Raw genomic sequence first — 25,244 nt, 5'->3', positions numbered from 1 at the left:
GCCAACAACTAACAACATGGGAAGGCTCCTTACCTATTATATTAAGAAATTCTTAGTAAAATTTGATTGTGTTAGGTTGGGATCAAATGACGATAAAAAGGAAGATAATGTACTTGATTTTTGGTCTTTTGGTCATTGCTCTAGCTGTCATACTGTTTATTGGTAAAGGTAATATGAATAATAGTTATGATGAGCAATTATCAAAAGCCGATTATGAACGCAGTATGTCGGCGATTGAAGCCTATATTAGTGGTTTTCAATCCGAGGGCAATTATTATAGTGTGATGAAGCAATGGGATAACGATCAGGAAGTAGTTCCTGATCAAAGCTATAGTATCAGACGTTCGCAAATTAGTGGCGGGGAACGATATGAAAGTTCGAAAAGTCAGGGATATGGAAGTGACGTTATTTATTTAGAACCGGGTGATGAAATATCCTTTGATGTTGAAGCTGCAGAGGATGGACTTTATGAGTTGTGGCTTGATTATCATATTTTACAGGATAGTCATTTATCGCCTGAGCTTGCTATTGAAATTAACGATGAGATTCAGTTCAATGAAATGAATCGGCTTAGCTTTTCTATGGATTGGAGACCGATTTCATTAGAAGGAGATTTAAAGTATGACCGGTATGGTGATGAATTGAATCCTAGATCTGAGTTGATTTCAGAATGGAAACATGAAGGCTTGATGGATCCAAATCACTTCTTTACAGAACCTTTGAAATTTAAGTTAAATAAAGGGATAAATTCGGTCACCATGTCAATAAATGAAGGCTATGTTTTACTTGGGGATATAACGATCCACAATACAGTTGATTCCAATCCGACATATGAGGAATACCGTGAATCAACAAAGGGACAAACGGATGCCTCTGAGAAAACCATTAAGATCGAAGCAGAAAAAATGGCATCGAAAAACAGGCAAAGTATTAGACCTAAGTATGTTAGAGATCCACAGGTAACGCCCTATGAGTACAAAACAAGAGTTCTTAATGTGTTAGACGGCTACTCATTCGGTGATAGCGGCGACAGTGTAGATTATCATTTTTCTGTTGAAGAGAGCGGGTATTATCATCTTACATTGAAATATTCTCAAGATACGAATAATGGGATGCCGACGTACAGAAGAATTGAAATCAATGGCGAGGTTCCTTTTCAAGAGCTGGAATTATATATGTTTGATTATTCAAGTAACTGGAAGAATGAGACGTTGAAAGATGAAGATGGAAATTATTATGAAATCTATTTAGAAAAAGGTGAACATACTCTTACGTTGTCTATTAACAATTCACATGTTCGGGATGTGTATCATGAGCTGCTTATGACACTGGAGGGGATTGATTCAATTTCTAGAGAGTTTATGCGTTTAACGGGTGGTCTAGTAGACAGAAAGAGGCAATGGAGAATTGAACGGTATATTCCTGATATTACAGATTATTTGTATGGAATCGCAGGGAGAATAGAAGAGCAGAAGCTTGCTCTTATAGAACAGACCCAAATGGATGATTTGCCTGTGATCTCAGAGCTAGAAATTGCTCAGGAATTGATTATTAAATTTGCGGAAAAGCCGGATGATTTGCCTCATTATATGGCTAGATTTAATGAAGGACACTCTTCGGCATACGGACGCATTCAAACCATTTTGCCGATGCTTATTTATAATCCGATGCATTTAGATAAGTTTTATTTTCATAATCACATGAATTTGCCTAGGCCTAATGCTGGGATTGTTACTAATTTAATAGAAGGTACCAAGGCATTTGGATATTCCTTCTTTAATCCGAAATACAACGAGGCGGCCGTCATTGACGAAGATACAATCGAGATTTGGGTTAACCAATCGAGATTATATGTTGAAATTATGCAGCGAATGATTGATGAAGAATTTACACCAAATACTGGAATCAATGTAAATTTATCATTGTTGCCAGATGAAAACAAAGTGATCTTATCCAATGCAGCAGATACGACGCCTGATGCGGCTTTAGGTATTAGCCATGGAAGACCCTTTGAGCTTGCATTGCGTGGAATCATTGAAGATTTAAGAACGTATGATGGCTTTTTTGAATTGGCAGAACAGTTTAACCCGAACTCCTTTGTTCCGTTTATATACGATGAGGGTGTATATGCGATTCCAGAAACACAGGATGTAAAGCTATTATTTTATCGTAAGGATATTATGGAGTTTTTAGGTGAAGATCCTCCACAAACGTGGGAAGAGGTCATCAGTCTTGTTCCAATGTTGCAGAGATATGACATGAACTTCTTTGTTCCTCTCGCAGCTGATAGTGCATTTAAAGGATTTGATACAACGACTCCATTTATCTATCAATTTGGCGGTGAGTTGTATGACGAAACAGGCAGTAAGAGCATTCTTAACCAAGAGGGTTCATACGAAGCGTTCGATTTTATGACAAGCCTATTTACGGTCTATAATATGCCGATTACAACTTCTGAGTTTTACCAGAATTTCAGGAACGGCAAATCTCCGGTTGGGATAGGAGATGCGAATACTTATATTCAATTGAAGTATGCTGCGCCTGAGTTGGCTGGACAATGGGAAGTCCTGCCGATTCCTGGAGTTGAAAATGATCAGGGAGTCATTGAACGCTGGGATCCAACGTATGGAAGCACAGGCATCATTTTTAGTGAAAGTGATAAAAAAGATAAATCATGGGAGTTCATGAAGTGGTGGACAAACGCAGAGGTGCAAAGTGCGTTCTCATATGATATTCAATCGACGTTAGGGAGTCAGTTCCTCTATTTAACAGCTAACGTTGATGGTTTTAGAAAAAGCGCTTGGCCGTCTGAGTCGAAATTCGGCATTTTGGAACAATGGGAATGGATCCAAACGACGGGCAAAGTTCCTGGAGATTATATGGTTGAACGTGAAATTAGTAATGCATGGAATAAAGTGGTATTTGATAGAGAAAATCCGAGAGTCGCGATAGATCATGCAGTCAAAACGATTGATAGAGAATTGGATCGAAAACTAAGGGAGTTTGGCTATATTGATAGCGACCAGCTAATCAAACCCTACAAGGTTCCAACGATAGAAAACGTAGAGAAGTGGGTGAGAAGAGATGGAAAAGAGCAGTAGTATAGAACAGCCGTCCGTAAATCGGCCGCCCCTAAACAGCCCTGTTAAGCCAAAGAGCAGACAAATGAAGAGCCTGTTTTATAAGGTCAAAAATTCACCTTATCTGTTTATTTTGCCTTACGCTACATTATTTACACTGCTTATTATCATGCCAGTACTAGTTGCGGTATTCTTGTCTTTTACTTATTTTAATACCGTGCAGTTTCCTGAATTTGTAGGGTTTCAAAACTATATCGATTTATTTACAGGAGATACTGTTTTCTTGCAGCATGCAGTATCTAGTACTTTATTATATGCAGTGATTGTAGGACCAATCGGGTATATGATGGCTTTCTTTCTTGCTTGGATGCTATCACAGGTTCCTCATAATGTCCGAACCATCTACACAGTGATTATTTATTCTCCCTCTGTGACAGGTCCGATCATGATGGCAATTGTATGGAGAGTCTTATTTAGTGGGGATCAGGTCGGATATTTAAACTACTGGTTATTAGAATGGAACATCATTAAAGAGCCGGTACAGTTTTTACAATCTCCTGAGTTTTTAGTGCCGGTTATGATTTTTGTTGGGCTCTGGGGAAGTATGGGTGTCGGTTTTCTTGCGATGTTAGCGGGATTGTTGAATGTCGACAAGTCCTTATATGAAGCTGCATACATTGATGGGATTCGAAACCGGTGGCAAGAAATCTTTTTCATTACGATCCCTTCGATGAAGCCGCAAATGTTATTTGGTGCAGTGATGGCTATTATTGGAACATTTAATGCTTCTGGGATAGCCGCAACACTAAGCGGAGGCACACCGCCTCCGCAATATGCAGGTTGGTTAATTGTTGACCACGCTAGCGACTTTGGTTTTATTCGTTACGAAATGGGTTACGCATCAGCCGTAACCGTTGTACTCCTGTTAATTGTTGTCCTGTTCAATAAAATAAGTTATAAATTATTCGGTGAAAAAGATTAGCTTTATTATTAAAACATAAAGAGTGGTGAGAGCTTTGGCGAAATCAATGAAAATTAACCCGAAGAAGTTTCATAGAGATCAGATTAAATTTCATATTGCATTGACGTTTCTTTCTATTTTTATGGCACTTCCTATTATCTTTATTTTTAACCATGCCTTTAAACCGTTTACAGAGTTATTTGCATATCCACCCCGTTTTTTTGTTCAAGCACCAACATTAGAAAACTTCCGATTGCTAGCTAATTTTTCGGCTGAGTCGGGGATGCCTTTGTCAAGGTATGTATTTAACAGTTTGTATGTGACGATTCTAGTCATCTTGCTTACGTTGTTTATTAGTTCTTTGGCTGCATTCGCATTGTCCAAATTAGAGTTCAAAGGAAAAGACACCTTTAATAAAATCAATACGCTTGCGTTAATGTTTGTACCTGTAGCTGTTGCGATTCCGAGATTCTTTATTGTTGTGAATTTAGGGATTTTCAATACGTATTGGGCACACATTATCCCGCTTTTAGCGATGCCGATCGGAATCTTTTTACTCAAACAATTTATGGATCAAATTCCAAACGAACTTCTCGAAGCAGCTAAAATCGATGGAGCAGGAAATATGAGATTGTATTGGAGTATCATGCTTCCTCTCGTAAAGCCAGCGCTTGTAACGGTCGCGATTTTAACCTTTCAAGCAAGCTGGAGTAATATTGAAAGCTCAGCTATTTTTATGGATAAAGAGTCTATTAGAACGCTTCCTTTTTATATGGAAACATTGGTATCACAGTCTGGTAATATCGTTGCGGGTGCCGGGTTAGCAGCAGTAGCGGGTTTGGTTATGTTTGTTCCTAATTTAATCTTATTTATCATCTTACAAAATAAAGTCATGAACTCCATGGCTCATACGGGGATTAAGTAATATGAAGATGTATTTGAAACTCACAATGTTACTTGGAATCATGCTGATGGTTATCCATCCTCATTCATACGTGTTTGCCGGTGCTCCTTATTACACGTATACAAGTGATAGCCAAGGAACGATTATAAAAACCCAGACTGCCTATACGCCAAGCAAGCAAATTAGTGTCATTAACGGTGAAAGATTAGAAAGTCCAGAACATGTATTTGTCGATGAGGAGGACTATATTTATATATCTGATAGTTCCCATAATAAAGTATTTATATTGGATGAACACTATCGCTTTTATAAAGAGCTTGCGAGCGACAAGCTTACTACTGTTCAAAGTTCATTTGTGACGGACGAGTATATTTATGTTGTAGATAGCTATCAAAGTAAGATCTTTCTCTTCGACAAATTGACCCATGAATATGTGAGAGAAATTGGGCAGCCGGACTCGCCCATTTTTAATGAAGGCTATAGTTTTAGTCCGACACATATTGCTGTAGATGTTAGAGGGAATATCTACGTCAGAAGCAGTGGATCTGTGAATGGGTTGATCATGTTAAATAGGGAAGGTGAATTCATTACTTTCTTTGGAGCTAATCCATTAAATGTACCATTGTTAGATCAAGTCAGGTCATTCTTTTTAACAGAAATGCAACAAAGGAAGCTTGAGAGGGTTTTTCCCGATGTTCCTAGTAATATCGCGATAGATGATAGGGGATTTATCTATACAGTTACATCATCTATTGAAACAAATCCGCTAAAGAAATTTAACGTCTCGGGAACTAATTATTTCCCTGATGAATTAGTTGCTAACTATAATATGGAAAGCGTTTGGATCGGAAAGCATAACAATGTTTACTCGATCACCTCGGAAGGATGGATTTTCGAGTATGATTCTGATGGAAATCTATTATTCTTGTTTGGGGGAAGTGATGTGAATTCAAGCCGATTTGGGCTTTTGAGCCGACCGGTAAGCATTGCTTCGAATTCAGCTGATGAGCTTATTGTTGTTGACCAGGGAACGAGCAGAATTCAAACTTATCAATCTACACAATTTGCTGATGCAGTGCATCAGGCAATGGGAGCTTATCAAGCTGGTGATTATACAGAGAGTAAAGAATTATGGGAATATACGATGAAGTATAATTCGATTTTTGATAATGGCCATATCGGTTTGGGGGATGCGTACCTTCGCGAAGGGGATCCTTACAGTGCATACGAAGAATATTTTGATGCTCAGTATAGCGAGGGGATCTCAGAAGCTTTTTGGGAAATACGTCAATCATGGTTGGAGACTAATTTAAATAACGTATTTTCGCTTCTTTTAGTTGTAGTAGGTGTTGTTTCTACGCATAAATTTTTGAACCGAAAATTCCGGTATGGTCCAAAGGTTAGAAAACGGGTCAGTGTCCTAAGAAGGATGAAAATGGTTGATGATTTGCTATATATGTTTTCCTTCTTGAAGCAGCCATTAAATGGTATTTATGAAATACAAGATAAGAACAGAATAGCTAGAAGGTCATCAACGATGATTTTTATTTTGATTGCTGTTATTTTTATCCTGCATCATATGTATACAAATGTATTATTTGTTCCAAAAGATCAGTATATCGTGTATGAACTATCGATTATGATGTTTCTTTTTGTATTGTGGCTCGTATCAAATTATTTAATTTGTTCGATTAATGATGGTGAGGGAAGCTTTACACATGTATATAATAGTACGGCGTATGCGTTGAGTCCTATCGTGATTATCATGCCTCTAGTCATCTTATTTAGTAACGGGTTAACTTTAGAACAGTCTGTATTCTATCATCTACCGGTTCAGGGCATGTTTATATGGGCCGCATTTCTATTGTTCTTCACGATAAAAGATATTCATAATTATGATGTCAGTGAAACAATTACTGTCATTTCCAAAAGTGTGTTTACGATGCTGATCATTGGATTGTTCTTATTTGTATTATATTCGTTAGGCAATCAACTGATTGGGTTCATATATGATGTGATTACGGAGGTGAGCCAACGGTGGTAAAGAGATTAATGAAGTACAGTGCAGTGCTTCTTATATTAAGTATGATTGGAGTTGCCTACGTTTATTTCAATACTCAAGGTGTTCCATATGCAATTGCTGTAGCAAAGGATAACTTTCAGGATATTATTGTAAATGATCAGTTTGGGACATGCGCCGATCAATTTGTTGAAGCTGATATTCCGGATCGATTTACGAAAGTAACGGAAAATGAACATTTAGAGCTTTATCTAGAAGAAGAGTCAGTTGCAATTGCTGTTAAAGATAAATGCAATGGCTATACATGGTTCTCTTATGATGTTCATAGGGACATGGGTGCAGAAGGCTACAGTCAAGAAATGATCAGGTATATACAATCAGGCATATCATTAGTAACCTATGATCGCTTCACGCCGGGCAGGAGAACCGTTCTCGATAACAATGTCGAAAAGACCTATCAAATGATGGACGATGGTTTTACGGTAACGGTTGATTTTACCGCTCAGCAAGTAAAGTTTGATGCGGTTGTTACCCTGCAAGGAGGGGACTTGCTTTTTCATATCCCACAGGAAAGTGTAGAAGAGTATAACCCAGATTTGTGGAAGCCGGGAAATAATAATGTATCAATGAATGAACTAATGATCTACCCGTTTTTTGGAAGTGCAAGCCACAAAGAAAACGGTTATATGGTCATCCCTGATGGAGCTGGGGCGATCGTAAATCTAGATGAAACACCAAAGCATGCAGCAGGTTATTCGGCTCCAGTTTATGGGAGGGATATGGGATATGAAAACACCTCTTCACCAAGTCGGAGAGGGCTGTCGACTAAGCCATTAGAGAGTGTATCCTTGCCGATTTTCGGGATTATTCACGAAGTCGATAACATGGGTGTGTTAGTGATCTCTGAAAGCGGAAGTAGTTATGCAACCTATAATTATCGAGCTAGAGATACAAATACGAAATACTATCAATCGTATTTTGCTTACAATTATCGTACCGCCTATTCTCAGTTTCAAAGCCGGGTCAATGAAGATCAGCATGTTTTAGGCTTCCAACCGAAACCAAATCAGTTTGATCTTGTTCAAAGGTATGTCTTCTTGAATGAGAGTGACGCAAACTATGTTGGTGTTGCTAAAAAATATCGTGATCTCCTTGAAAAAAAAGAAGGGCTAACGAAAAATATAAATTCTTCTTACGATAAGATTCCTTTGAAAATTGACTTTGTCAATAGTGAAATCACGATGGGGACGTTAGGTGAGGAGAGTGTTCCTGTAACAACGTATGATCAAGCAAAAGAGCTGAGTAAGACATTGTTGGATCAGGGCTATGAGAATTTAAATGTTACGTTTAAAACATTTATTCCAAATGAACTTACGTATAGGTTTGATGTGTTGAGAAGTCTAGGTGGACAGGAAGACTTAGAAGAAGCGGTCCAATTCTTTTCTTCAAACGATATTAAGTTTAACTACTATGTTGATTATGCTCGGTCCTATTTTGAAAAAACGAGGTATTCTGCCAGTAAAATGAACAGACAAGATTTGAGCGTGTACAATCGCCAGAATAACCTAGTTAACTATTTGAATAATCCGAAGTTCTACACCGTATTAGCCGATAAAGATGTGGATCAATATAAAAAGAATAGCATCGACTCATTGGCATTGGATGGATTCTCCGGCAGCTTATTTACTCATTACGATAGTGGTACGATCGGGAGTAGTACGGAGGGGATGGAATATACAAAAAAGGTAATGGACTATTTACATGAGCATGGCATTCGTACAAGTATGTACGCGCCTGATGCTTATCTTTATCCATATATTGATGATTATTTTGATACACCTATTCATTCGTCAGGGTTAATGTTTATCGATGAAACCATTCCATTGGTTTCACTAGTCTTAAGTGGTTTTAAAGATTTGTATTCGTATTATATGAATTTCTCACCAAATGATACCGATGCAAAATTAAGACTCATTGAGTTTGGCGTCTACCCTTCATTTGTACTGACAGGAGAATCGACTTACAAATTAAAAGGCACAGTTTCAAATGATATCTATGTTTCAGAGTATAGCTATTTAGAGGATCGAATCGATGGCTATTACAACTTTGTCAATGAAGGGCTCGGGAAAGTTGTAGGCAGTGAGATGATTAATCATACAATCGTCGATGAGGGGGTCGTTATCGTCGAGTATAGTAATGGGAAGGAAATCATGATTAATTATAATGATTTAGATTATATCTATGGAGATGTGCAGATTAAAGCAAAAGGGGTTGTGATATTATGACGCTGAGTATGAAGCAGAAAAAAGCTTTAACTGGTATTCTCTTTATCAGCCCCTGGATTATTGGTTTTTTGGTATTGGTTTTGTATCCATTATATAGGACGATATTCATGAGTTTTAATAATGTTTCCTTTGGGAGCAGATCAGGGTGGAGATATAACTGGGTTGGTCTTGAAAATTATCAGAGGATTTTGTTTGAAGACGTCGACTTTGTGATTGCAGCTCAAAACTTTTTTGTCAGTACGCTGCTATATGTACCGGTCATTATTGCACTATCTGTCATCATTGCGGTGCTGCTTAATCAAAAGATAAAGGGGAAGTCGTTTTTCCGATTACTGTTTTTCTTGCCGGTCATTATTATGAGTGGTGAGTTGATGGAAAATATAAGTAGTTACGGTGGAATGGCGATCAGTGCAAACAGGCTGCTTTTAGATGTGATTTACACGATTATTCCATCTCAAAATGTTGTTTTGTGGATCGTTTCCCTTTTTGAATTGATTGTTCAGCTCATGTGGTACAGTGCTGTTCCCATTCTCATTTTCCTTGCCGCACTTCAGAAAGTCGGCAAGGATATGTATGAGGCTGCATCTATCGATGGTGCGTCGCCATGGTCAGCTTTCTGGAAGATCACACTGCCTACTATATATCCTCTAGTAAGTGTATGCGTAGTCTTTGTTGTTGTTTTTCTAGCCAATTTTGAACTTAATCCGATTATTGGAATTATTTTGGAGTCGACATATGAAGGCTCTAGACGTGAGGGGTATGCTTCTGCGATTTCCATTCTATATACTTTCGTTCAAATACTACTAATCTCTATATTGTACTATGCAACTCGAAGCAGAAAGATAAGTGTGAGGTGATAATAAATGTATAGTAACTTAGCAGAAACATATAATCGTTTCACGTACGGAGTTAAGAAAAATAGATTAAAAGTAAAGAAAATGTTCTTTGGTTCGCAAATGAGTGATGGCCTCTTATACAAATTATCAACCTACACGATTTTGCTAATTTTTGGTTTTGTATTTCTTTACCCTTTAATTTACATGTTTTCGGTCAGTTTGATGTCCAACTTAGATCTCGCTGATAGCACCGTCGAATGGTTGCCAACGAGCCTCTATACTTTTAACTATGAGTTGACATGGAATGCATTAAATATGCCGAATGCCTTTTTTACGACAGCATTATTGGCCGGTGTCTCGACAATATGCGTTATTATCTCCTCCGCATTAATAGGATATGGTTTAGCTAGGTTTGATTTTAGAGGAAAAAATATCGTCTTTCTATTATTGTTATTTACCTACATCGTTCCGAAAACGTTATTTTTTATTCCAAGATATCAAATTTTTACGGAATTGAATCTGAAAGGAAATATTGGAGCGTTGGTAGTCCCTGCTTTAACAGGACAAGGAGAACAAGCTGCGTTATTTATTCTTATCTTCTTTCAATTTTTTAGATTAATACCTAAAGCGATGGAGGAAGCCGCTTTTCTAGATGGAGCGAATGCGTTAAGGACGTTTTGGACAATCGCGATAGCAATGGTTCGTCCAGCCTTTATCATTGTTGGTGTTTACGCATTTTCGCTATATTGGAATGAAACGTTTTTAACATCCTTTTATTTAGAGGGGAAAATTCAGACAGTTCCGATGCTACTAGGATCTTTGCAGCAAACCTATGAGGGAGTCGCACAGGCAAGTGGTGCCGGCGACCCTGGTGTCAATCCAAACTTGAGCTATACAGAAGCAATAGCCTTTACAGGAACAATTATTTCCATTCTTCCATTAGCTATAATGTATCTGATTGTACAAAGATGGTTTGTGGAAAGTATTGATAAGTCAGGGATTACAGGCGAATAAATTTTGTGAATATGAGAATATTTTAGTGGGCTATGATGTAGGTTTCTCATAGCCCACACTTATCCATTTAATCATGACAAGAGATACTTCTTATATAAGATAGTGGGGGATGGGAAATGAAAAAACATAGCATATTGGCTATAACTGGTTGTGTTAGCATAGGATCCTCTCAATCGCTGAAAGAAGATGTATTTGAAGGTGAAACGGTTAAAGTAGATGAAACTAATCCATTCGTAAATGGAAAATGGCTTGAGATAAAAGTTTAAAGATTCCAGCTGAGTTAGAACACCAATTAATTCGCTATTATGACTTTTCTGTTGCCTACCAAAACCTTCGGGATGATATAAAAGAAATAGAGAAAGAAGTGAGTTCTACAGATCTACAGATAGTCACACACCAATATTATCTACTGTATGGAATTTCACAAAACAAAAAGATAATAAAGAGATTTTACATTTTATTAATTTTACAGATGCCATTTCACAAGAGTGGAAGGATGCAATGGGAACACAAACTGAACCAGAATTGAGAGAAAATATTTCAGTTACGGTAAATGCCGATCAAGAAGTTGCAAAAGTCTGGATGGCTTCACCAGATGTTTTGGAAGGATCAGCCATTGAGCTTGATTTTGTGCAAGAAGGCGATCAAATCACGTTTACGCTTCCTTCATTAGAATATTGGAATAGTTATTGAGTACTAGGATAGGTAGTACTAACTTAGTATTTAAATAATGAGTGTTTTATATTCCTTAATTGGTGTCTAAAGTTAAGCGTTTTCAAAATGCTTGTTCTACTCCTGCGATGATCAACTTACAATAGTGATTGAATAAAAATAAAGTGTTTAGCTTTTGAAGGAGGAGAATACATGATTAAAAATGATGTAATAACGGTTGGGTTAATTGGCCTTGGCGGGATGGCGAATGCCCATCGTAGAATGATCTCTGAATTAGAACAACTACAGTTGGGCGCTCTCTGTGATGTTAATGAGGAGCTTTTGAATACAATTGGTAATGAAGAAGGGGTTAGTGAAGAGAAACGCTTTAATGATATGGAAGCGTTGATCGCAGATCCTGATGTTGATGCTGTGATTTCAATCGTGCCCAACTTTTTGCATGCCAAGGTGTTAGAATTATGTATTCACTATCAAAAGCCGATTATGGCAGAGAAACCTTTCACCTTAAATTTTAAGGAAGCAGAGGATTTAGCTGTCTTGTATGAAAAACAACCAATCCCTTGCATGGTTGGATTTTCTTACCGTTATGTTCCTTCCTTTCGCTATGCGAAAAAGCTGATAGAAGAAAATGCGATTGGTGCAATTCGCCATATTGCTGTTCGATATCTCCAATCATTTGGAGCACCACTATTTGAAGTACCTTATGCTTGGCGTTTTAATAAAGCGGTTACAGGTACGGGAGCCCTAGGGGATTTAGGTGCTCATATGATTGATAGTGCTAGATTCTTTGTTGGAGAATTTCATTCTGTATCAGCATTAATGGAAACATTTATTCATGATAGAAAAGATCCAAACGATGGAGAGTTAAAAAAAGTCGATGTCGATGATTACGCTAGTTTTCAAGCGGTTCTTGACAATCATGTCATTGGTAATTTTCTTACGACAAGAAATGCAGTTGGATCTGGGAACCAGCATGAGGTCACACTGTACGGCGACTATGGTACGATTCACGTTAACTGTGAGAGACCGGATGAGATTGATCTTTGTGTTAAAAATGAAAAGGATGAAACAGGTACAAGACCCGCGTTTAAAACCGAAAAAGTACCTGACGAGTATAAGAAACAACAATTACAGGATTTTGCTGACTTAGTAACAAACAATCAGCAAGAGGGAACGCCGACTTTCTATGATGGCTATCAAAATCAGAAAGTACTTGAGCGAATCATTCAGTCTGCAGAAAGCGGTCAATCTGTGAAAGTAGATTAAGAGGTCGTTCAAAAAGGACGACTTTTCCCTTTTTGAACGACCTCGAAGCAATGAGCGGAGCCACTGCAAATCTTTTAAGTTTGCTATGAGCGGTTTTCTCATAGCAGACGTGCAGTGAGAGAAGCCATTGCAAGTTCAATAGACAAAAAGGACGACTTTTCCCTTTTTGAACATACACTACTATTTAATTTATAGGAGGATCTTATGAATGGAAGGAAAGCACAGATCGGGGTAGTAGGAGCCGGTTCATTTGCAGATTTATGGTATCTGCCTATATTGGAAAAGCATCCAGAGGTTCAAATACAAGCCATTTGCAGCCAGAGTGGAACGACTGCTGAAAAATTAGCCAACAAATACAATATTCTAGCAAACTATCAATCCTATCAAGAAATGTTTGAGAAGGAAGAGCTGGACGGTATTTGTATTGTTACGCCGAATGAATCACACCATGATATTGCATTAGAAGCAAGTAAACGCGGTATTCATGTAATGTGTGAAAAGCCATTAGCAATGGACCGCGATGAGGCCCGCTTAATGGTTGAAGCTGCTGAAGAAAACGGGATTGTTCACGGAGTTAATTTTACTTACCGTGAACATCCAGCAGTGAAAAAGCTAAAGGAACTATTAGAGGAAGATTTTATTGGGAGGATCTATGACGGGAAATTTCAGTACACAGGGGCTTATGGATTGTCTGGTCCACCAGGATGGCGTGGAACAAAATCAAAAGGAGGAACGGGCGGCGTTCTTGCTGATTTAGGATCGCACTTGATTGATCTTGTTCAATTTGTCGTAAATGAAAACGTTAGCAAGGTACAAGCCTCACTCTCCTTTTTACATGAAGGAAAAGTAAAAACGATCCATGAAATGGACAATCATGATCAATCAGCAGATTCAGTCTATTTTAATGCCTCTTTCCCGTCGGGTGCACATGGTTCGTTTTATACAAGCTGGATTTCCTCTCAGGGAAACAGACGCCAAACCATTGAGTTGTCCTTTTTCGGAAGTAAAGGAGCAGTGAAATTTCTTTCGAGCGAATTAGGAGTTGTATTAACCTATGCCCATGGAAAAGAACAATGGCAAGAGCTTCATTTAGAAAATGTCATGAAGTGGGATGACTTGGCTCAACCGAGTGAAGAACGGTTTAGGCCGTGGCGTTTAACCGAACGCAATGAAATTTGGAAATGGGCTGATTTGCTTGTAGAAAGTAAAAATAGTGGAAGGGCATCATCAACTGGTATTCCTACTTTCAGAGACGGGTATTCGGTTCAAAAAGTCATTGATGCAGTCATTCAATCAGCTGACTTAAGAAAAGAAGTTTCTGTTGAAAGGTAACAAAGTCATAAAGTTATAGTTGGAACATTAGCTAGTAGGTTGGGGAACGGGGGGGAACTTTCTAGTGGTCAACGTCAGCGTATATCTATAGCTCGCGCCTTGCTGAGAAATCCACGTTTTTTTAAAATTTAAAGTGTAACTGATAGCAGCCGCAAATAGGAGTAGTTAGAAACGTATCATTAACACTCAAGAAAAATAGTTTTAATGACTTAAAGCTGTTGAGAAGTAGTTCTTAACAGCTTTAAATTTGTATTGATAGAGGAATGTAAATCTCAAACTGAGTCGGTATGCGATTGGATTGGTATTTATATTTCAAAAGAATAGTGGATTATATTCATAAGAAGGTGTCGTTTGTTAAGCGTTTACTTAATGTGTATTTCAATCATTAAGCATTCAATTATAATTGAAATAGAAGATTAATACTTAATTTGGGAATGGGGATTTGCCCTGGATAAAGAAAGGTATATTTTAAACTGTGGTTATTAAAAAGCATATTACGGAGGCCAGCATGCAAATAATGACTCATGATTTATTAGAAGTATACGAGAAGGCGATTGAAATGAATTTAGAAAGAGATTTTATTGAAATTGTAGAATCAGAATTGGTCAAGAGAGGGGCTTACCAAAATGAAAAGGCTGTCATTTGATTAATAACTTGAGCTACTTTTCAAAACTATGAGGAGAAAAATGCATTTGATGTTGCTATTTACGCTTTAAAGTAGGTGAAAGTAACATTTAGTATAAACGAATAGTCTAAAATGTTTAAAGCAGTTTTTAACAGCTTTTACTAAAAATATTAGAGTATATGAGTAAATATATTCAAAGGGAATGCAAAAGCAAAGGTTAGACTATCAGAAAAAGATATTGAGATATTCTTATATTTGTGCAGAAAGGAGTTCGGTCAAATGCTTAAAAAATAATGAAAGTGAAATTAAATACGGGTCTACAAGCTAGGCCTGCCTATGAACTTGTTAATGTCTCACAAAAGTATTCTTCAGATGTTTATATACAAGTAGATAATAGGAAAATTAATTGTAAAAGTATTATGGGTGTGATGTCGTTAGGTCTTGCTCCTAATGTAGCTATTAATTTAATCGTCGATGGATATGATGAAGAGTCGCTTTTAGATGAATTAACTACTAGATTTTTTAAAGACGAAGATTCAACAATAAGCAGAATTTGATAAACTGTTAGGAGGTTATCATAAATCTAATGGAAATGTGGGTTGGGAAAATTAAAGGATATAATGGTGATGGTCAATATATTGGAACGTATCGGGCTGTTATTACAAAAGATGGGGATTTCCTCTTTAGAATGACTTTATATTTTGATGCTATTGATAATAGATACAAATATCCATATATGAAGAAGGAATTTGTTAGTTCCAATTTAGAGGTGTTAAAGAGAAAATTTAGAACATCTTTGCTTACGAAGGAAAAAGGGAAAGTCTTATGGAAAAAGAAAATAGAAGTTTGTTAATTAGAAGTTTTAAAGGTTGGGGGGCTAAACTAACAGTAATACTATAGTTAATTTATTAGGGGGAACGAATGATACATATTGTAAATGGTGATGTTGTTGGTAATAAACTTCGAGGACAATTTGAGCCTATCATCGTTTGGAGAGAAATGTATGATTTTTGTCCATTAAGCTTGACTTGGTCAAGTGAAGAACTAAATAAAAAACGTGCTTCATTCACTCATGAATTTAAGTTTACAAGGTAATAGTTTCTAAGTTCAATTAGATAAAGATTCTTATTGCAACAAACAAAACTGAAGGTAATCCATGCAAGATGGTTTTTTCTTGAATATTACTAAAAATGGATATTAATAGTGCTTGGACTCAAATGATCTAGGCGTTTTATTTTATTATAAAAAATACAAATAACTAGTTCAAGACTAGCTACAATCAATGTATCATACATTCCTCCCTAACGTAACTATATGAAAACACTAAATCTAGGAATTAAGTAAGGGGATTTACATAGAAGAAGTATTATGAACCAGTAAAATCGAACGAATATTCGTAAAAATGATGTTTGACTTTGTATGGCGTGTTACAATCATCAATAATATATATTCCATAATTATCCTTATAGTACGAAACAATAGTTGCATACTCAAAAAAAGAGCCCTTCAGTCATCGGTGAACTGTGCAGGGCTCTTTTTGTCAAAAAGGGGGCGATAAGTGTGTTGGAGTGGCTAGAGTGGTTCTTACAATTGTTCTTGCTTGTTGCCACAGTCTTCTCTACCATCACACTAGGAATAAGAAATATAAAAGAACTCAGAATAGAATCCAAAAAGAAAAGACGCTTCCCATAAGGAACCGTCTATCTAATTGAAAAACTGCCTACGAATAAATTATATACGAGATCGCTTTAAATGATGCGAAAAATCTTTAAGTTCGAAAAGAAATAAAGTAAAAGAGTACTAAGGGAGAAAAGGGATATATGTTGCTTTTAATACATTTAAAGGGGGAATCACATTGAGTAAAGTTAGTTTAATTCCATATACAATTCAAACTGTGATGCAAGATACGAAAGTTATCCCACCGGGGATTGAATTAATTGAGGCACCTTCTGTTTGGGAGCAAGGATATACTGGTGATGGAATTGTAATTGCTGTTCTTGATACAGGTTGTGATTCCGACCATTATGAATTAACAGACCAAATTATAGGTGGCTACAATTTTACAACAGATGATAATCGTGATACTTCGGTTTTTGAGGATTACAATGGCCATGGCACCCATGTTTGTGGAACCATTTGTGCAGCTGAAAATGACGCAGGTGTAATTGGAGTGGCTCCAAAAGCAAAGGTACTTGTGATAAAAGTGTTAACAGGACAAGGGTTTGGAGATACAAGGTGGATAACGGAAGGAGTCCGTTATGCGACAAAATGGAGGGGCGAAAAGGGCGAACGAGTACGTGTCATTTCGATGTCATTAGGAGGTAGGGAAGATTCTCCAGAATTGCATGAAGCGGTTAAAGAAGCGATACGACAAGACATTCTTGTTATTTGTGCAGCTGGGAATGAAGGGGATGGAGATGATGCTACAGATGAGTACGCCTATCCTGGTGCGTATCCAGAAGTGGTCCAAGTGGGATCCGTAAATTTACAAGAGGAGATTTCTAAATTCAGTAATACAAATTGTAAAATCGATCTAGTGGCTCCGGGTGAAGAGATTTTATCTACTTATTTAAATAATGAATTTGCTGTTTTATCAGGCACCTCAATGGCCGCACCACATATATCAGGTGCAGCTGCTCTACTTATTGAACAAAGTGAGAAAGAATTTGAGCGACCATTATCTGAACCTGAATTATACGCTCAGTTAATTAAGAGAACTGTTACATTGAATTATAGTCGGCGTTTTCAAGGGAATGGGATCTTAAAACTAGCAACGGGTTTAAAAGTTGCAAAAGAGAATGAACAAATTTCAACTACAAAGTAAAGAATGTAATCGGATGTATTAACAAGTTCAAAAATAATGATTGGACCTAACGAAAAACCAAACAAGCAATGATTTCCAAATTGCTTGTTTGATTTTTTGGTGTTGTGTGATGAAGCTCACAGCAAGAGTAAGGAGTTAGTAGTATGATTTGGATATAGAAAGAAGCAACAAATCAAGTACAAAAATGTTTTATACTAGGAGGTAACTCAATGAGGTTTAATATTCGCGGTGAAAATTTAGAGGTGACAGACGCTTTAAGAGATTTCATTATAAAAAAAGTAGAAAAGCTCGAAAGGTATTTTGACGGCTCCATCACTACAGAAGTTCAAGTGAAATTAAAAGTATACGAAAATGATACGAAAGTTGAGATAACCATTCCTTTGAAGTCATTACTTTTACGTGCAGAAGAACAACATGAAAACATGTATGCAGCAATTGACTTGATTGTTGATAAATTAGAGCGTCAAGTACGGAAATATAAGACAAAAGTTAACCGTAAACCAAGGCAAGAAAAAGCAGTCAATAAGCAACAGTCTAACGCAGTTCTACTAATGGAACCGGAAGTAGAAACGGAATGTCAAGAAGAGGGAATCCAAGTTGTTAGGACAAAACGGTTTAATTTAAAGCCGATGGATACAGAAGAAGCAGTTCTTCAAATGAATATGTTAGGCCATCAATTCTTTGTTTTTACAGATGCCGAGACATCTATGACTAATATTGTTTACCAACGAAATGATGGGAAATATGGAGTGATTGAAACAGAATGAGAGAGCAATATAGTAAATGAACCCTTTTCCAAGATGGAAAAGGGTTCATTTACTATATAAAAGCTTTTAATTTGAATCATTAAGCTCCGAAATTGGTTTCAACGATTCTGTAATGTCATTAGCAACTTCTTCCTCAGTTAGATGATCAGTTGTGAACTTTAAGTGATGAGTAACGTAAATTTCTTTTCTTTTGTAAAATAGTGCTTCAATTTCCTCCATAGAAAGTCCCTTTAGGACAGGACGACTATCAATAATTTTATCAAGACGTTCTTTCCATTGTTCCCATGAGATATCTAAAGCTATGACAGTACAATTAGATAAACACACTTCACGCACTTCTTTTTGCAGAAATGCACCGCCACCAACGGAGATGATTATTGATTTTTGGCTGCAGAATTTTGTAATTAATGCTTTCTCTTTTTCACGAAAGGCTTTTTCACCGATTGTTTTAAAGATTTCTGTTGTTGGCATCTTATACTCTTTTTCAATTTCTTCATCTATATCAATGAAACTTCTATTTAAATTCTGCGCAACTAGCTTTCCAATAGTGGTTTTTCCAACTCCCATAAATCCGATAAAAACAATACTTTTTTCTTTTGGGAACATTTTAAAATTAGACATATAAAAGCTCACTTTCCATTTTTTCTGTTCTTTATAGATGGTAAATACCCATACTACTCTAAATTATAATATAGTTTTCAGCAGTTGTAAAAATGTTGTTGGAATTTTATAAAAATAATTGCTTTTTAGCAGTTTTTGCTACTAGTACCTGTATAATTAATAACGTGATAGAAAAGTGGTGTAACAGAGGGCGGGTGTTAAACAACATGAGAGGGTTATATCTAAAAAACAAAATGAGTTAGAATTAAGGGAGCTTCCACTTTTAGCTTCATTAAAAGAAGACGAAGTGAAAATAAAGGTGCGCGATATGCTGGAATTTGTGGTTCGGATGTAAGTGTGTATAAAGGACGTTTGCCACATGCCATGTATCCAGTTTGTCCAGGACATGAATTAATGGGTACTGTAATTGAAAGTTGGAAGTAGAGTAGTGATCCAACCAAATTTTTACTGCGGGGAATGTGAGTATTGTGAAAACGGTAAAACCAACATCTTTTCGTGTATAGGTAGTTGCCCAATAAGTGTTGTTCATTTATGATTATAAGAACTATTTTAATAGAACAAAGCTGCTGAATGTTATCAAGGGGGAAAGTTTATATGAGTGAAAAAGTTAATCCACAAAAGACTGTGAAGGTAAGAGGGATTGAAATTGGTAATGGCAACGCACAGATTTGCATCCCATTGATCGGGAAATCTGAAAGTGAGATTATTAATGAGTTAGAAAATATTAAGACAAAAAACCCTGATTTAATTGAATGGCGTGCTGACTTTTTTGAAAATTTAGATGACAAAGAGAAAGTCATTGAAATGCTTTCTATAATCCGATCTCTAGTAGAAACAACTCCAATTTTGTTTACAATTAGGTCAACAAAAGAGGGAGGAAATTCTATTTCTTTATCAGAGGAGGATAAAATTCAATTAATAGCAAATGTATGTGCAACAAATAATGTTGATATAATCGATTATGAATTAATCAATGATAAAAAAGATATTGAGTATCTACGAGAAGCTTCAACGAAATACGGTGTTCGTTTGATTTTATCTTTCCATAATTTTGAGTTAACACCAGCTCATTCGGTACTGATGGATAAGTTTATAGCAGCTGAATCATTTGGAGCTGACCTTGCTAAAGTTGCTGTTATGCCACAAAATATGGATGATGTTTTACTGCTGTTACAAGCAACACAAGATGCTACTCAGAGGATAAACATTCCGTTGGTGACAATTTCGATGGGGAAATATGGTGCCGTTACTCGGATGTTTGGTTTTGTGTTTGGTTCTACGATTACATTTGGAGTAGGACAAAGTAGTTCTGCACCAGGCCAAATACCGATTGAAGAGCTTAGGTCTGTTATGGAGATTGTTAAGAAGTCATCATAAGTTGAGGCTACTATATTGCCATCATACTAAAAAGTACGATTATCTCTACAATGACTCAGGCTACTAGTTTAAGTATCCAATGCACCAAGAGAACGGCAAGTACCCTCTTGCATAAACTTTAGATTTAGACCAAGCAATAGTGCTGACATAGAAATGAATTTAGTTGTTTGGGTATAGGGGCCTGTTAAAGCGTATTATTTAATTGTCTATGACAAATAAAAGTAATAGAATAATATAGATTTATCAACAGAGGCTGCTTACCAAGGATTCCCGTACTAGACGGTCATATCCTTGGTAAGCAGCCTCTTACTATATAAGCCTAAGTTAGTTTTGAAGGAGGTTATTCATTTTTATAACGGGTAGAAGATTGTCTAATTTTTATCTCAGGAGGCAAGACAATTCTTCGATTATCTAAGTTCGAGTTGCCTTCAATCTTATCTACTAACATTTGAACCCCCATATAACCCAAATCATAGGCGGGTTGTGCTGCAACCGTAAGGAATGAATGGAGATTACTAAAAGAATCAAAGTCATCAAAACAGACAAATGCAACATCGTTTGGCACGTCTATTCCACGTTCAGTTAATTTTTTCATCATATTTGCGGCAATGAAATTATTTGCAGCAAATATGGCAGTAGGCTTCTGATGAGAGGGGAGCTCTAATAGTTTATCAGTAATATTGTTTTCAGTTTGTTGTTTATAATCAGTTTCAAATAGTAGTGATTCATCAATTTGTATTCCGGCAAATTGCAAAGACTCCATGTAAGCTTGCTTACGTTCTCTAGCTGTTGATATATAGGATGGTCCATTAATTAAGGCAATTTTTTTGTGTCCTTGAATTATAAGGTGATCCATTAATTTTCTGGTACCTTCATGACTGTTCCCTAAAACAATGTCAGATGGTAAGCCTTCTATTTCTCTGTCGAGGATGACAAAAGGAATGCGATTTTGAATTAGTTTTTGTACATTTTTTTTTGAATGGTCACCAGAAGGAGCCATTAATACTCCGTCCACTCTTGACTCTAGAAGCATTTGAATGTATCTCGATTCTTTTTCAACGTCCTCATCACTATTGCTAAAAATGACTTGATAGCCTAGTTGCATTGCTTTGTCTTCGGCACCTCGTGCAACCTTTGTAAAAAAAGGATTGCTGATATCAGTAATGAGAAGAGAAATGATTTTCGTTGACTTAGATATGAGACTACGTGCTGATATATTTGGAATATAGTTTAATTCCTCAATTGCTTTTTCTACTTTTAATTTGGTTGATTCGCTAATTGCCCCTTTTTGGTTAATGACTCTCGATACGGTCATAGGGGAGACTTTAGCTAATTTTGCGACATCATAGATAGTTGCCATAACATACGTCCTTCCTAAAAATTCTTAATTGCTTTATGAAGTAAAGAAAATAAAAAATTATTACTCTATTGTAAATTATATTGACAGCAAATGAAATATTCTGTTATTTTAATGTTATCGATAACATAATAATACCATATGAAAATTGTAAAGGAAGGGTTTGACGATTGGTAAATTTATTTGCACGACTAGCACAAGTCAATAATGGCGTAGTCGAACGTTCTGTCTAACAACGAGTCTAATTAAATCCATTACCTAATGCCCTAATTTGTAAGCGTTTTCCTGTGTGGCCATGTTTGTCGGTTAGTTGGTGATAAGTGATTTATTAAGTTTGTTAGACGCTCTTCTTGAAAGATTTAGTAAAAGAAAATGAGCTATCTATCATTTTGAAAGGAAAATGCCGAACGGTATACAAATGAAAGTAATTCGGAATTGATTAATAGAATAGGAAGAGGGGAAAACGATGGCGGAGAAAACGTTCAGTGTTGGGATTGCTTGTATGTGGAACACCTACTGGAAATCCGATTGTTCCAGTCATCAAGATTTCTGGCAATGAACTAGCTGCCAAGCGAATGGCAGATAATATTGATGTAGACACGAGCCCAGTCTTATAGACATTGCAACAAGCAGGCGAACGTATATTTCATGAGATTGTTACTGTTGCTTCTGGTCAAGAAACAAAAGCCGAAGTTCTAGGACATCAGGAATTTAGCATTAGTCGTATTGGAATTAGCTTATAAACAATAGAGGAGTGGTAAGATGAGTCGCTTAAAACAGAAGAAAGCATTAGTAACGGGAGGAAGTCGCGGGATCGGAAAGGCAATCGTTCTAAGATTAGCTGAAGAAGGTGCTGATGTTGCGATTAACTACCACTCTGATTCTTCATTTAGACAAGCTCAACAGGTGAAGCGAGAGGTAGAAGCGTTAGGAAGAAATGCAATCATAATTAAAGCAGATGTTGGACAAAAAGAAGCAGTAGAGAACATGATGAAAACTGTAGAAGAGGAGCTTGGAGAACTTGACATTTTAATAAATAATGCCGGTATTGCTCCTTTTGAACCATTTATGCAAGCAACAGAAGAAACGTGGGATCGGACCTTTGATACAAATGTAAAGTCAATTTTTCTTACTTCCCAACTGGCAGCAAGAAAAATGATCCCAAAACGATCGGGGAAGATTATCAATATATTATCTACTGCTAGCTTAATGGTAACGAGCCCTGTTATCCCGCATTATCAAGCTTCAAAAGCAGCTGGGCACATGTTGACCAAAGGAATGGCGATTGAACTTGGGAAATATAACATAAACGTAAATGCTGTCGGTCCAAGTACAGTAGATACGGATATGTGTACAGAGTTCTTAGCAGACCCGGAAATTCGTCAAAAAGAGATTGAGGCAAATCCGATGAAACGCTTAGGAACGGAGAAACAAATTGGTGATGCGGTCGTTTTTTTAGCTTCAGATGAAGCGATGCAAATTAACGGTCACCTTCTAATGGTGGACGGTGGTTTGACCGTTAAGGCAGCGCAACCGGAAGACCATCTTGAACATTAATCAAATGAGGTGAGAAAGTTGAGATTGCAAAATAAAGTTGTCTTAATCACTGGAGCAGGATCTGGTATTGGCAAAAGTACAGCTCTTTTATTTGCAAAAGAAGGTGCTAGCGTTATTGTTAATGATTTAAATTGTCAGAGTGGAAATGAAACAGTACAGGAAATTCACGAGCAAAATGGAATAGCATCGTTTATTCATGCAGATGTAACCGATGCTCATTCGGTTCAATCGATGGTTGAAGAAGCGATTGGGCAGTATAACCGCATTGATGTTTTATTTAATAATGCTGGAATAAGTGGAGTTGGAAAACTTCATGAAATTGAGTTAGAGGCATGGGATAAAACAATAAACGTCAATATCAACGGGGTGATGCTACCGAGTAAATACGTTCTTCCATATATGATGGAACAACAAAGTGGCTCAATTATTAATATGTCCTCTTGTATTGCTGAAATGGGACTTGCTAATCGAGCCTCGTATTCTACTACAAAAGGGGCGATTTTAGCACTTACGAAATCGATGCAAGTCGATTATGCAGCGTATAATATACGTATAAATGCCATTTTACCTGGAACCATTTTCACACCGTTTGTAGAGAGTTATTTGAAAACATCGTACAATAATCCAGAAGAAGCAATAGAAAAAATAAAGTCACGTCAATTAAGCGGAGAATTAGGGAAGCCTGAGGATGTTGCCTATGCAGCACTTTTCCTTGCCTCAGACGAATCGAGGTTTATGATGGGTTCTCCGCTTTACATAGATGGGGGCGTAGTGTTTGGGAAAGATGCGTAGTTATTCTATAAAACTTTAAACGTATTATTGGAGGATGAGAGACTATGAAATTCGTAACGTTTTTGAAAGAGGGCAATCAAGCATTAGGGGTTAAAATTGAGGAAGGTATTATTGATGTACAAGCGGCTTTATCGACTACGCCAGCAGAAGGTGTTCCTACGAACGTAATGGAAGTTATCAATGGAGGAGAAAATGCACTTTCTGCTATTAAGCAATACATCGAAACACTTTCAACAAAAATGGATGCGTCATTTATTAGACAGGAAGAAGAGGTTGAATGGGGACCATGTGTAACAGAACCTAATAAAATTATTTGTGTTGGCTTAAATTATCGAAAGCATGCCGATGAAACAAATGCTCCGTATCCTGAGGTGCCTATATTATTCAATAAATTTAATAATACATTGACGGGTCATAAGTGTGAGATCGCTGTGCCGAAAAAGACAGACAAACTAGATTACGAAGTCGAATTAGGTGTTGTCATTGGAAAAAATGCCAAATATGTCAATAAGGAAGACGCACTGAATTATGTATTTGGCTATTGCACGGTTAATGATCTGTCAGCACGTGATTTACAGATGAAGACACCGCAATGGCTTTTAGGAAAAACATGTGATGACTTCAGTCCGATGGGGCCTTATCTTGTAACAGCTGATGAGGTAGGGGATCCAAATAATTTAAACCTTAAGACATATGTGAACAATGAAGTACGTCAGGATTCAAATACATCAGATATGATTTTCCGTGTAGATGAAATTGTAAGCTACATCTCTCAATATATGACATTAACTCCTGGAGATGTCATTCTTACTGGTACACCAGAAGGGGTCATTTTAGGATATCCAGAATCAGAGCAAGTTTATCTACAACCAGGTGATGAAGTAACGGTAGAAATTGAAAAAGTAGGCTCATTAACAAATCGATTTATCGCTGATAAATAATAAAAAAGGAGGA

22 protein-coding genes and 5 pseudogenes are annotated in these 25,244 nt (G+C 36.9%); 25 read left to right on the top strand and 2 right to left on the bottom strand.

Annotated elements, in window-relative coordinates:
- Nucleotides 1-86 precede the first annotated feature (86 nt).
- The 18 genes and pseudogenes from SLH51_RS03590 (at nucleotide 87) to hpf (ending at nucleotide 18,586) form a co-directional block, all read left to right on the top strand.
- Nucleotides 87-3,101 carry an extracellular solute-binding protein gene (locus SLH51_RS03590; RefSeq protein ID WP_335959173.1) on the top strand — a complete coding sequence of 1,005 codons (3,015 nt, stop codon included), beginning with the start codon at nucleotides 87-89 and terminating at the stop codon, nucleotides 3,099-3,101.
- Nucleotides 3,085-4,062 (top strand): carbohydrate ABC transporter permease, encoded by a 978-nt coding sequence (locus SLH51_RS03585; protein ID WP_335959171.1) that lies wholly within the window; start codon nucleotides 3,085-3,087, stop codon nucleotides 4,060-4,062. Before SLH51_RS03590 ends, SLH51_RS03585 begins: the two co-directional genes overlap by 17 nt.
- A 34-nt stretch (nucleotides 4,063-4,096) precedes the next feature.
- Complete coding sequence (locus tag SLH51_RS03580; protein ID WP_335959169.1) at nucleotides 4,097-4,966, top strand: carbohydrate ABC transporter permease; 870 nt, start codon at nucleotides 4,097-4,099, stop codon at nucleotides 4,964-4,966.
- 1 nt (nucleotide 4,967) lies between these two features.
- A complete protein-coding gene (locus SLH51_RS03575) occupies nucleotides 4,968-6,989 on the top strand; it encodes a YIP1 family protein (protein ID WP_335959167.1) in 2,022 nt (673 codons plus the stop codon).
- Nucleotides 6,983-9,250, top strand: coding sequence for a DUF5696 domain-containing protein (locus SLH51_RS03570; RefSeq protein WP_335959166.1), 2,268 nt, complete (start codon nucleotides 6,983-6,985; stop codon nucleotides 9,248-9,250). Before SLH51_RS03575 ends, SLH51_RS03570 begins: the two co-directional genes overlap by 7 nt.
- A 107-nt stretch (nucleotides 9,251-9,357) precedes the next feature.
- Nucleotides 9,358-10,107: a carbohydrate ABC transporter permease gene (locus SLH51_RS03565; RefSeq protein WP_335959164.1), complete on the top strand. Its 750-nt coding sequence runs from the start codon at nucleotides 9,358-9,360 to the stop codon at nucleotides 10,105-10,107.
- 6 nt (nucleotides 10,108-10,113) lie between these two features.
- Nucleotides 10,114-11,100 (top strand): carbohydrate ABC transporter permease, encoded by a 987-nt coding sequence (locus tag SLH51_RS03560; RefSeq protein WP_335959163.1) that lies wholly within the window; start codon nucleotides 10,114-10,116, stop codon nucleotides 11,098-11,100.
- A gap of 116 nt (nucleotides 11,101-11,216) precedes the next feature.
- On the top strand, nucleotides 11,217-11,366 hold the full coding sequence (locus SLH51_RS03555; protein ID WP_335959162.1) for a hypothetical protein: 150 nt from the start codon (nucleotides 11,217-11,219) through the stop codon (nucleotides 11,364-11,366).
- Between the two features lie 2 nt (nucleotides 11,367-11,368).
- Nucleotides 11,369-11,793: pseudogene (locus SLH51_RS03550) on the top strand (glycoside hydrolase family 66 protein).
- 171 nt (nucleotides 11,794-11,964) lie between these two features.
- Nucleotides 11,965-13,038 (top strand): Gfo/Idh/MocA family protein, encoded by a 1,074-nt coding sequence (locus tag SLH51_RS03545; RefSeq protein ID WP_335959160.1) that lies wholly within the window; start codon nucleotides 11,965-11,967, stop codon nucleotides 13,036-13,038.
- A 204-nt stretch (nucleotides 13,039-13,242) separates the two neighbouring features.
- The gene (locus tag SLH51_RS03540) at nucleotides 13,243-14,370 is read left to right on the top strand and encodes a Gfo/Idh/MocA family protein (protein ID WP_335959158.1); all 1,128 of its coding nucleotides are present in this window, start codon (nucleotides 13,243-13,245) and stop codon (nucleotides 14,368-14,370) included.
- A 38-nt stretch (nucleotides 14,371-14,408) separates the two neighbouring features.
- A pseudogene (locus tag SLH51_RS24405) lies at nucleotides 14,409-14,484 on the top strand (ATP-binding cassette domain-containing protein); the annotation flags it as partial.
- Between the two features lie 394 nt (nucleotides 14,485-14,878).
- Entirely contained in the window at nucleotides 14,879-15,016 is a 138-nt protein-coding gene (gene sda, locus SLH51_RS03535) for a sporulation histidine kinase inhibitor Sda (RefSeq protein ID WP_335959156.1), read from the top strand.
- 272 nt (nucleotides 15,017-15,288) lie between these two features.
- Nucleotides 15,289-15,552 (top strand): HPr family phosphocarrier protein, encoded by a 264-nt coding sequence (locus tag SLH51_RS03530; RefSeq protein WP_335959154.1) that lies wholly within the window; start codon nucleotides 15,289-15,291, stop codon nucleotides 15,550-15,552.
- 29 nt (nucleotides 15,553-15,581) lie between these two features.
- Nucleotides 15,582-15,848, top strand: coding sequence for a hypothetical protein (locus SLH51_RS03525; RefSeq protein ID WP_335959153.1), 267 nt, complete (start codon nucleotides 15,582-15,584; stop codon nucleotides 15,846-15,848).
- Between the two features lie 68 nt (nucleotides 15,849-15,916).
- Nucleotides 15,917-16,090, top strand: a complete 174-nt coding sequence (locus SLH51_RS03520; RefSeq protein ID WP_335959152.1) for a hypothetical protein — start codon at nucleotides 15,917-15,919, stop codon at nucleotides 16,088-16,090.
- Nucleotides 16,091-16,892: 802 nt separating this feature from the next.
- Nucleotides 16,893-17,819, top strand: coding sequence for a S8 family peptidase (locus SLH51_RS03515; protein ID WP_335959276.1), 927 nt, complete (start codon nucleotides 16,893-16,895; stop codon nucleotides 17,817-17,819).
- A 209-nt stretch (nucleotides 17,820-18,028) separates the two neighbouring features.
- Nucleotides 18,029-18,586 (top strand): ribosome hibernation-promoting factor, HPF/YfiA family, encoded by a 558-nt coding sequence (hpf, locus tag SLH51_RS03510; protein ID WP_335959150.1) that lies wholly within the window; start codon nucleotides 18,029-18,031, stop codon nucleotides 18,584-18,586.
- Between the two features lie 66 nt (nucleotides 18,587-18,652).
- On the opposite strand, the gene SLH51_RS03505 is transcribed toward hpf, so the two are convergent.
- Nucleotides 18,653-19,207, bottom strand: coding sequence for a shikimate kinase (locus SLH51_RS03505; protein ID WP_335959148.1), 555 nt, complete (start codon nucleotides 19,205-19,207; stop codon nucleotides 18,653-18,655).
- A 363-nt stretch (nucleotides 19,208-19,570) separates the two neighbouring features.
- Here SLH51_RS03505 and SLH51_RS24400 point away from each other — a divergent pair.
- From SLH51_RS24400 to SLH51_RS03490, 3 genes and pseudogenes are all read left to right on the top strand, one after another.
- Nucleotides 19,571-19,742: pseudogene (locus SLH51_RS24400) on the top strand (alcohol dehydrogenase catalytic domain-containing protein).
- A 59-nt stretch (nucleotides 19,743-19,801) separates the two neighbouring features.
- Nucleotides 19,802-20,584 (top strand): type I 3-dehydroquinate dehydratase, encoded by a 783-nt coding sequence (gene aroD, locus SLH51_RS03495; RefSeq protein WP_335959146.1) that lies wholly within the window; start codon nucleotides 19,802-19,804, stop codon nucleotides 20,582-20,584.
- 11 nt (nucleotides 20,585-20,595) lie between these two features.
- Nucleotides 20,596-20,761, top strand: a pseudogene (locus SLH51_RS03490) (LUD domain-containing protein); the annotation flags it as partial.
- 163 nt (nucleotides 20,762-20,924) lie between these two features.
- On the opposite strand, the gene SLH51_RS03485 reads toward SLH51_RS03490, so the two are convergent.
- Nucleotides 20,925-21,944, bottom strand: a complete 1,020-nt coding sequence (locus tag SLH51_RS03485) for a LacI family DNA-binding transcriptional regulator (RefSeq protein ID WP_335959145.1) — start codon at nucleotides 21,942-21,944, stop codon at nucleotides 20,925-20,927.
- Nucleotides 21,945-22,426: 482 nt separating this feature from the next.
- On the opposite strand from SLH51_RS03485, the pseudogene SLH51_RS03480 reads away from it, so the two are divergent.
- The 4 genes and pseudogenes from SLH51_RS03480 to SLH51_RS03465 all read left to right on the top strand — a co-directional run bounded on the left by SLH51_RS03480 (nucleotide 22,427) and on the right by SLH51_RS03465 (nucleotide 25,231).
- Nucleotides 22,427-22,684: pseudogene (locus SLH51_RS03480) on the top strand (hypothetical protein).
- 19 nt (nucleotides 22,685-22,703) lie between these two features.
- The gene (locus tag SLH51_RS03475) at nucleotides 22,704-23,498 is read left to right on the top strand and encodes an SDR family NAD(P)-dependent oxidoreductase (protein WP_335959144.1); all 795 of its coding nucleotides are present in this window, start codon (nucleotides 22,704-22,706) and stop codon (nucleotides 23,496-23,498) included.
- A gap of 18 nt (nucleotides 23,499-23,516) precedes the next feature.
- Nucleotides 23,517-24,290, top strand: coding sequence for an SDR family NAD(P)-dependent oxidoreductase (locus SLH51_RS03470; RefSeq protein WP_335959142.1), 774 nt, complete (start codon nucleotides 23,517-23,519; stop codon nucleotides 24,288-24,290).
- A 44-nt stretch (nucleotides 24,291-24,334) separates the two neighbouring features.
- Nucleotides 24,335-25,231 carry a fumarylacetoacetate hydrolase family protein gene (locus SLH51_RS03465; protein WP_335959141.1) on the top strand — a complete coding sequence of 299 codons (897 nt, stop codon included), beginning with the start codon at nucleotides 24,335-24,337 and terminating at the stop codon, nucleotides 25,229-25,231.
- Nucleotides 25,232-25,244: the final 13 nt, after the last annotated feature.

It is taken from the genome of Halalkalibacter kiskunsagensis (assembly GCF_037027555.1).
Lineage (GTDB): Bacteria > Bacillota > Bacilli > Bacillales > Bacillaceae_D > Halalkalibacter > Halalkalibacter kiskunsagensis.
Note: the sequence above shows the minus strand (reverse complement) of the source record. Positions and strands in the feature narration are given on the sequence as shown.

Excerpts from the sequence above, each read along its gene's own strand:
- SLH51_RS03590 (WP_335959173.1), top strand. The coding sequence starts at position 87 with ATGACGATAAAAAGGAAGATAATGTACTTGATTTTTGGTCTTTTGGTC.
- SLH51_RS03585 (WP_335959171.1), top strand. The coding sequence starts at position 3,085 with ATGGAAAAGAGCAGTAGTATAGAACAGCCGTCCGTAAATCGGCCGCCC.
- SLH51_RS03575 (WP_335959167.1), top strand. The coding sequence starts at position 4,968 with ATGAAGATGTATTTGAAACTCACAATGTTACTTGGAATCATGCTGATG.
- SLH51_RS03565 (WP_335959164.1), top strand. The coding sequence starts at position 9,358 with ATGAGTTTTAATAATGTTTCCTTTGGGAGCAGATCAGGGTGGAGATAT.
- SLH51_RS03560 (WP_335959163.1), top strand. The coding sequence starts at position 10,114 with ATGTATAGTAACTTAGCAGAAACATATAATCGTTTCACGTACGGAGTT.
- SLH51_RS03555 (WP_335959162.1), top strand. The coding sequence starts at position 11,217 with ATGAAAAAACATAGCATATTGGCTATAACTGGTTGTGTTAGCATAGGA.
- SLH51_RS03545 (WP_335959160.1), top strand. The coding sequence starts at position 11,965 with ATGATTAAAAATGATGTAATAACGGTTGGGTTAATTGGCCTTGGCGGG.
- SLH51_RS03540 (WP_335959158.1), top strand. The coding sequence starts at position 13,243 with ATGAATGGAAGGAAAGCACAGATCGGGGTAGTAGGAGCCGGTTCATTT.
- sda (WP_335959156.1), top strand. The coding sequence starts at position 14,879 with ATGCAAATAATGACTCATGATTTATTAGAAGTATACGAGAAGGCGATT.
- SLH51_RS03530 (WP_335959154.1), top strand. The coding sequence starts at position 15,289 with ATGAAAGTGAAATTAAATACGGGTCTACAAGCTAGGCCTGCCTATGAA.
- SLH51_RS03525 (WP_335959153.1), top strand. The coding sequence starts at position 15,582 with ATGGAAATGTGGGTTGGGAAAATTAAAGGATATAATGGTGATGGTCAA.
- SLH51_RS03520 (WP_335959152.1), top strand. The coding sequence starts at position 15,917 with ATGATACATATTGTAAATGGTGATGTTGTTGGTAATAAACTTCGAGGA.
- SLH51_RS03515 (WP_335959276.1), top strand. The coding sequence starts at position 16,893 with ATGCAAGATACGAAAGTTATCCCACCGGGGATTGAATTAATTGAGGCA.
- hpf (WP_335959150.1), top strand. The coding sequence starts at position 18,029 with ATGAGGTTTAATATTCGCGGTGAAAATTTAGAGGTGACAGACGCTTTA.
- SLH51_RS03505 (WP_335959148.1), bottom strand. The coding sequence starts at position 19,207 with ATGTCTAATTTTAAAATGTTCCCAAAAGAAAAAAGTATTGTTTTTATC.
- aroD (WP_335959146.1), top strand. The coding sequence starts at position 19,802 with ATGAGTGAAAAAGTTAATCCACAAAAGACTGTGAAGGTAAGAGGGATT.
- SLH51_RS03485 (WP_335959145.1), bottom strand. The coding sequence starts at position 21,944 with ATGGCAACTATCTATGATGTCGCAAAATTAGCTAAAGTCTCCCCTATG.
- SLH51_RS03475 (WP_335959144.1), top strand. The coding sequence starts at position 22,704 with ATGAGTCGCTTAAAACAGAAGAAAGCATTAGTAACGGGAGGAAGTCGC.
- SLH51_RS03465 (WP_335959141.1), top strand. The coding sequence starts at position 24,335 with ATGAAATTCGTAACGTTTTTGAAAGAGGGCAATCAAGCATTAGGGGTT.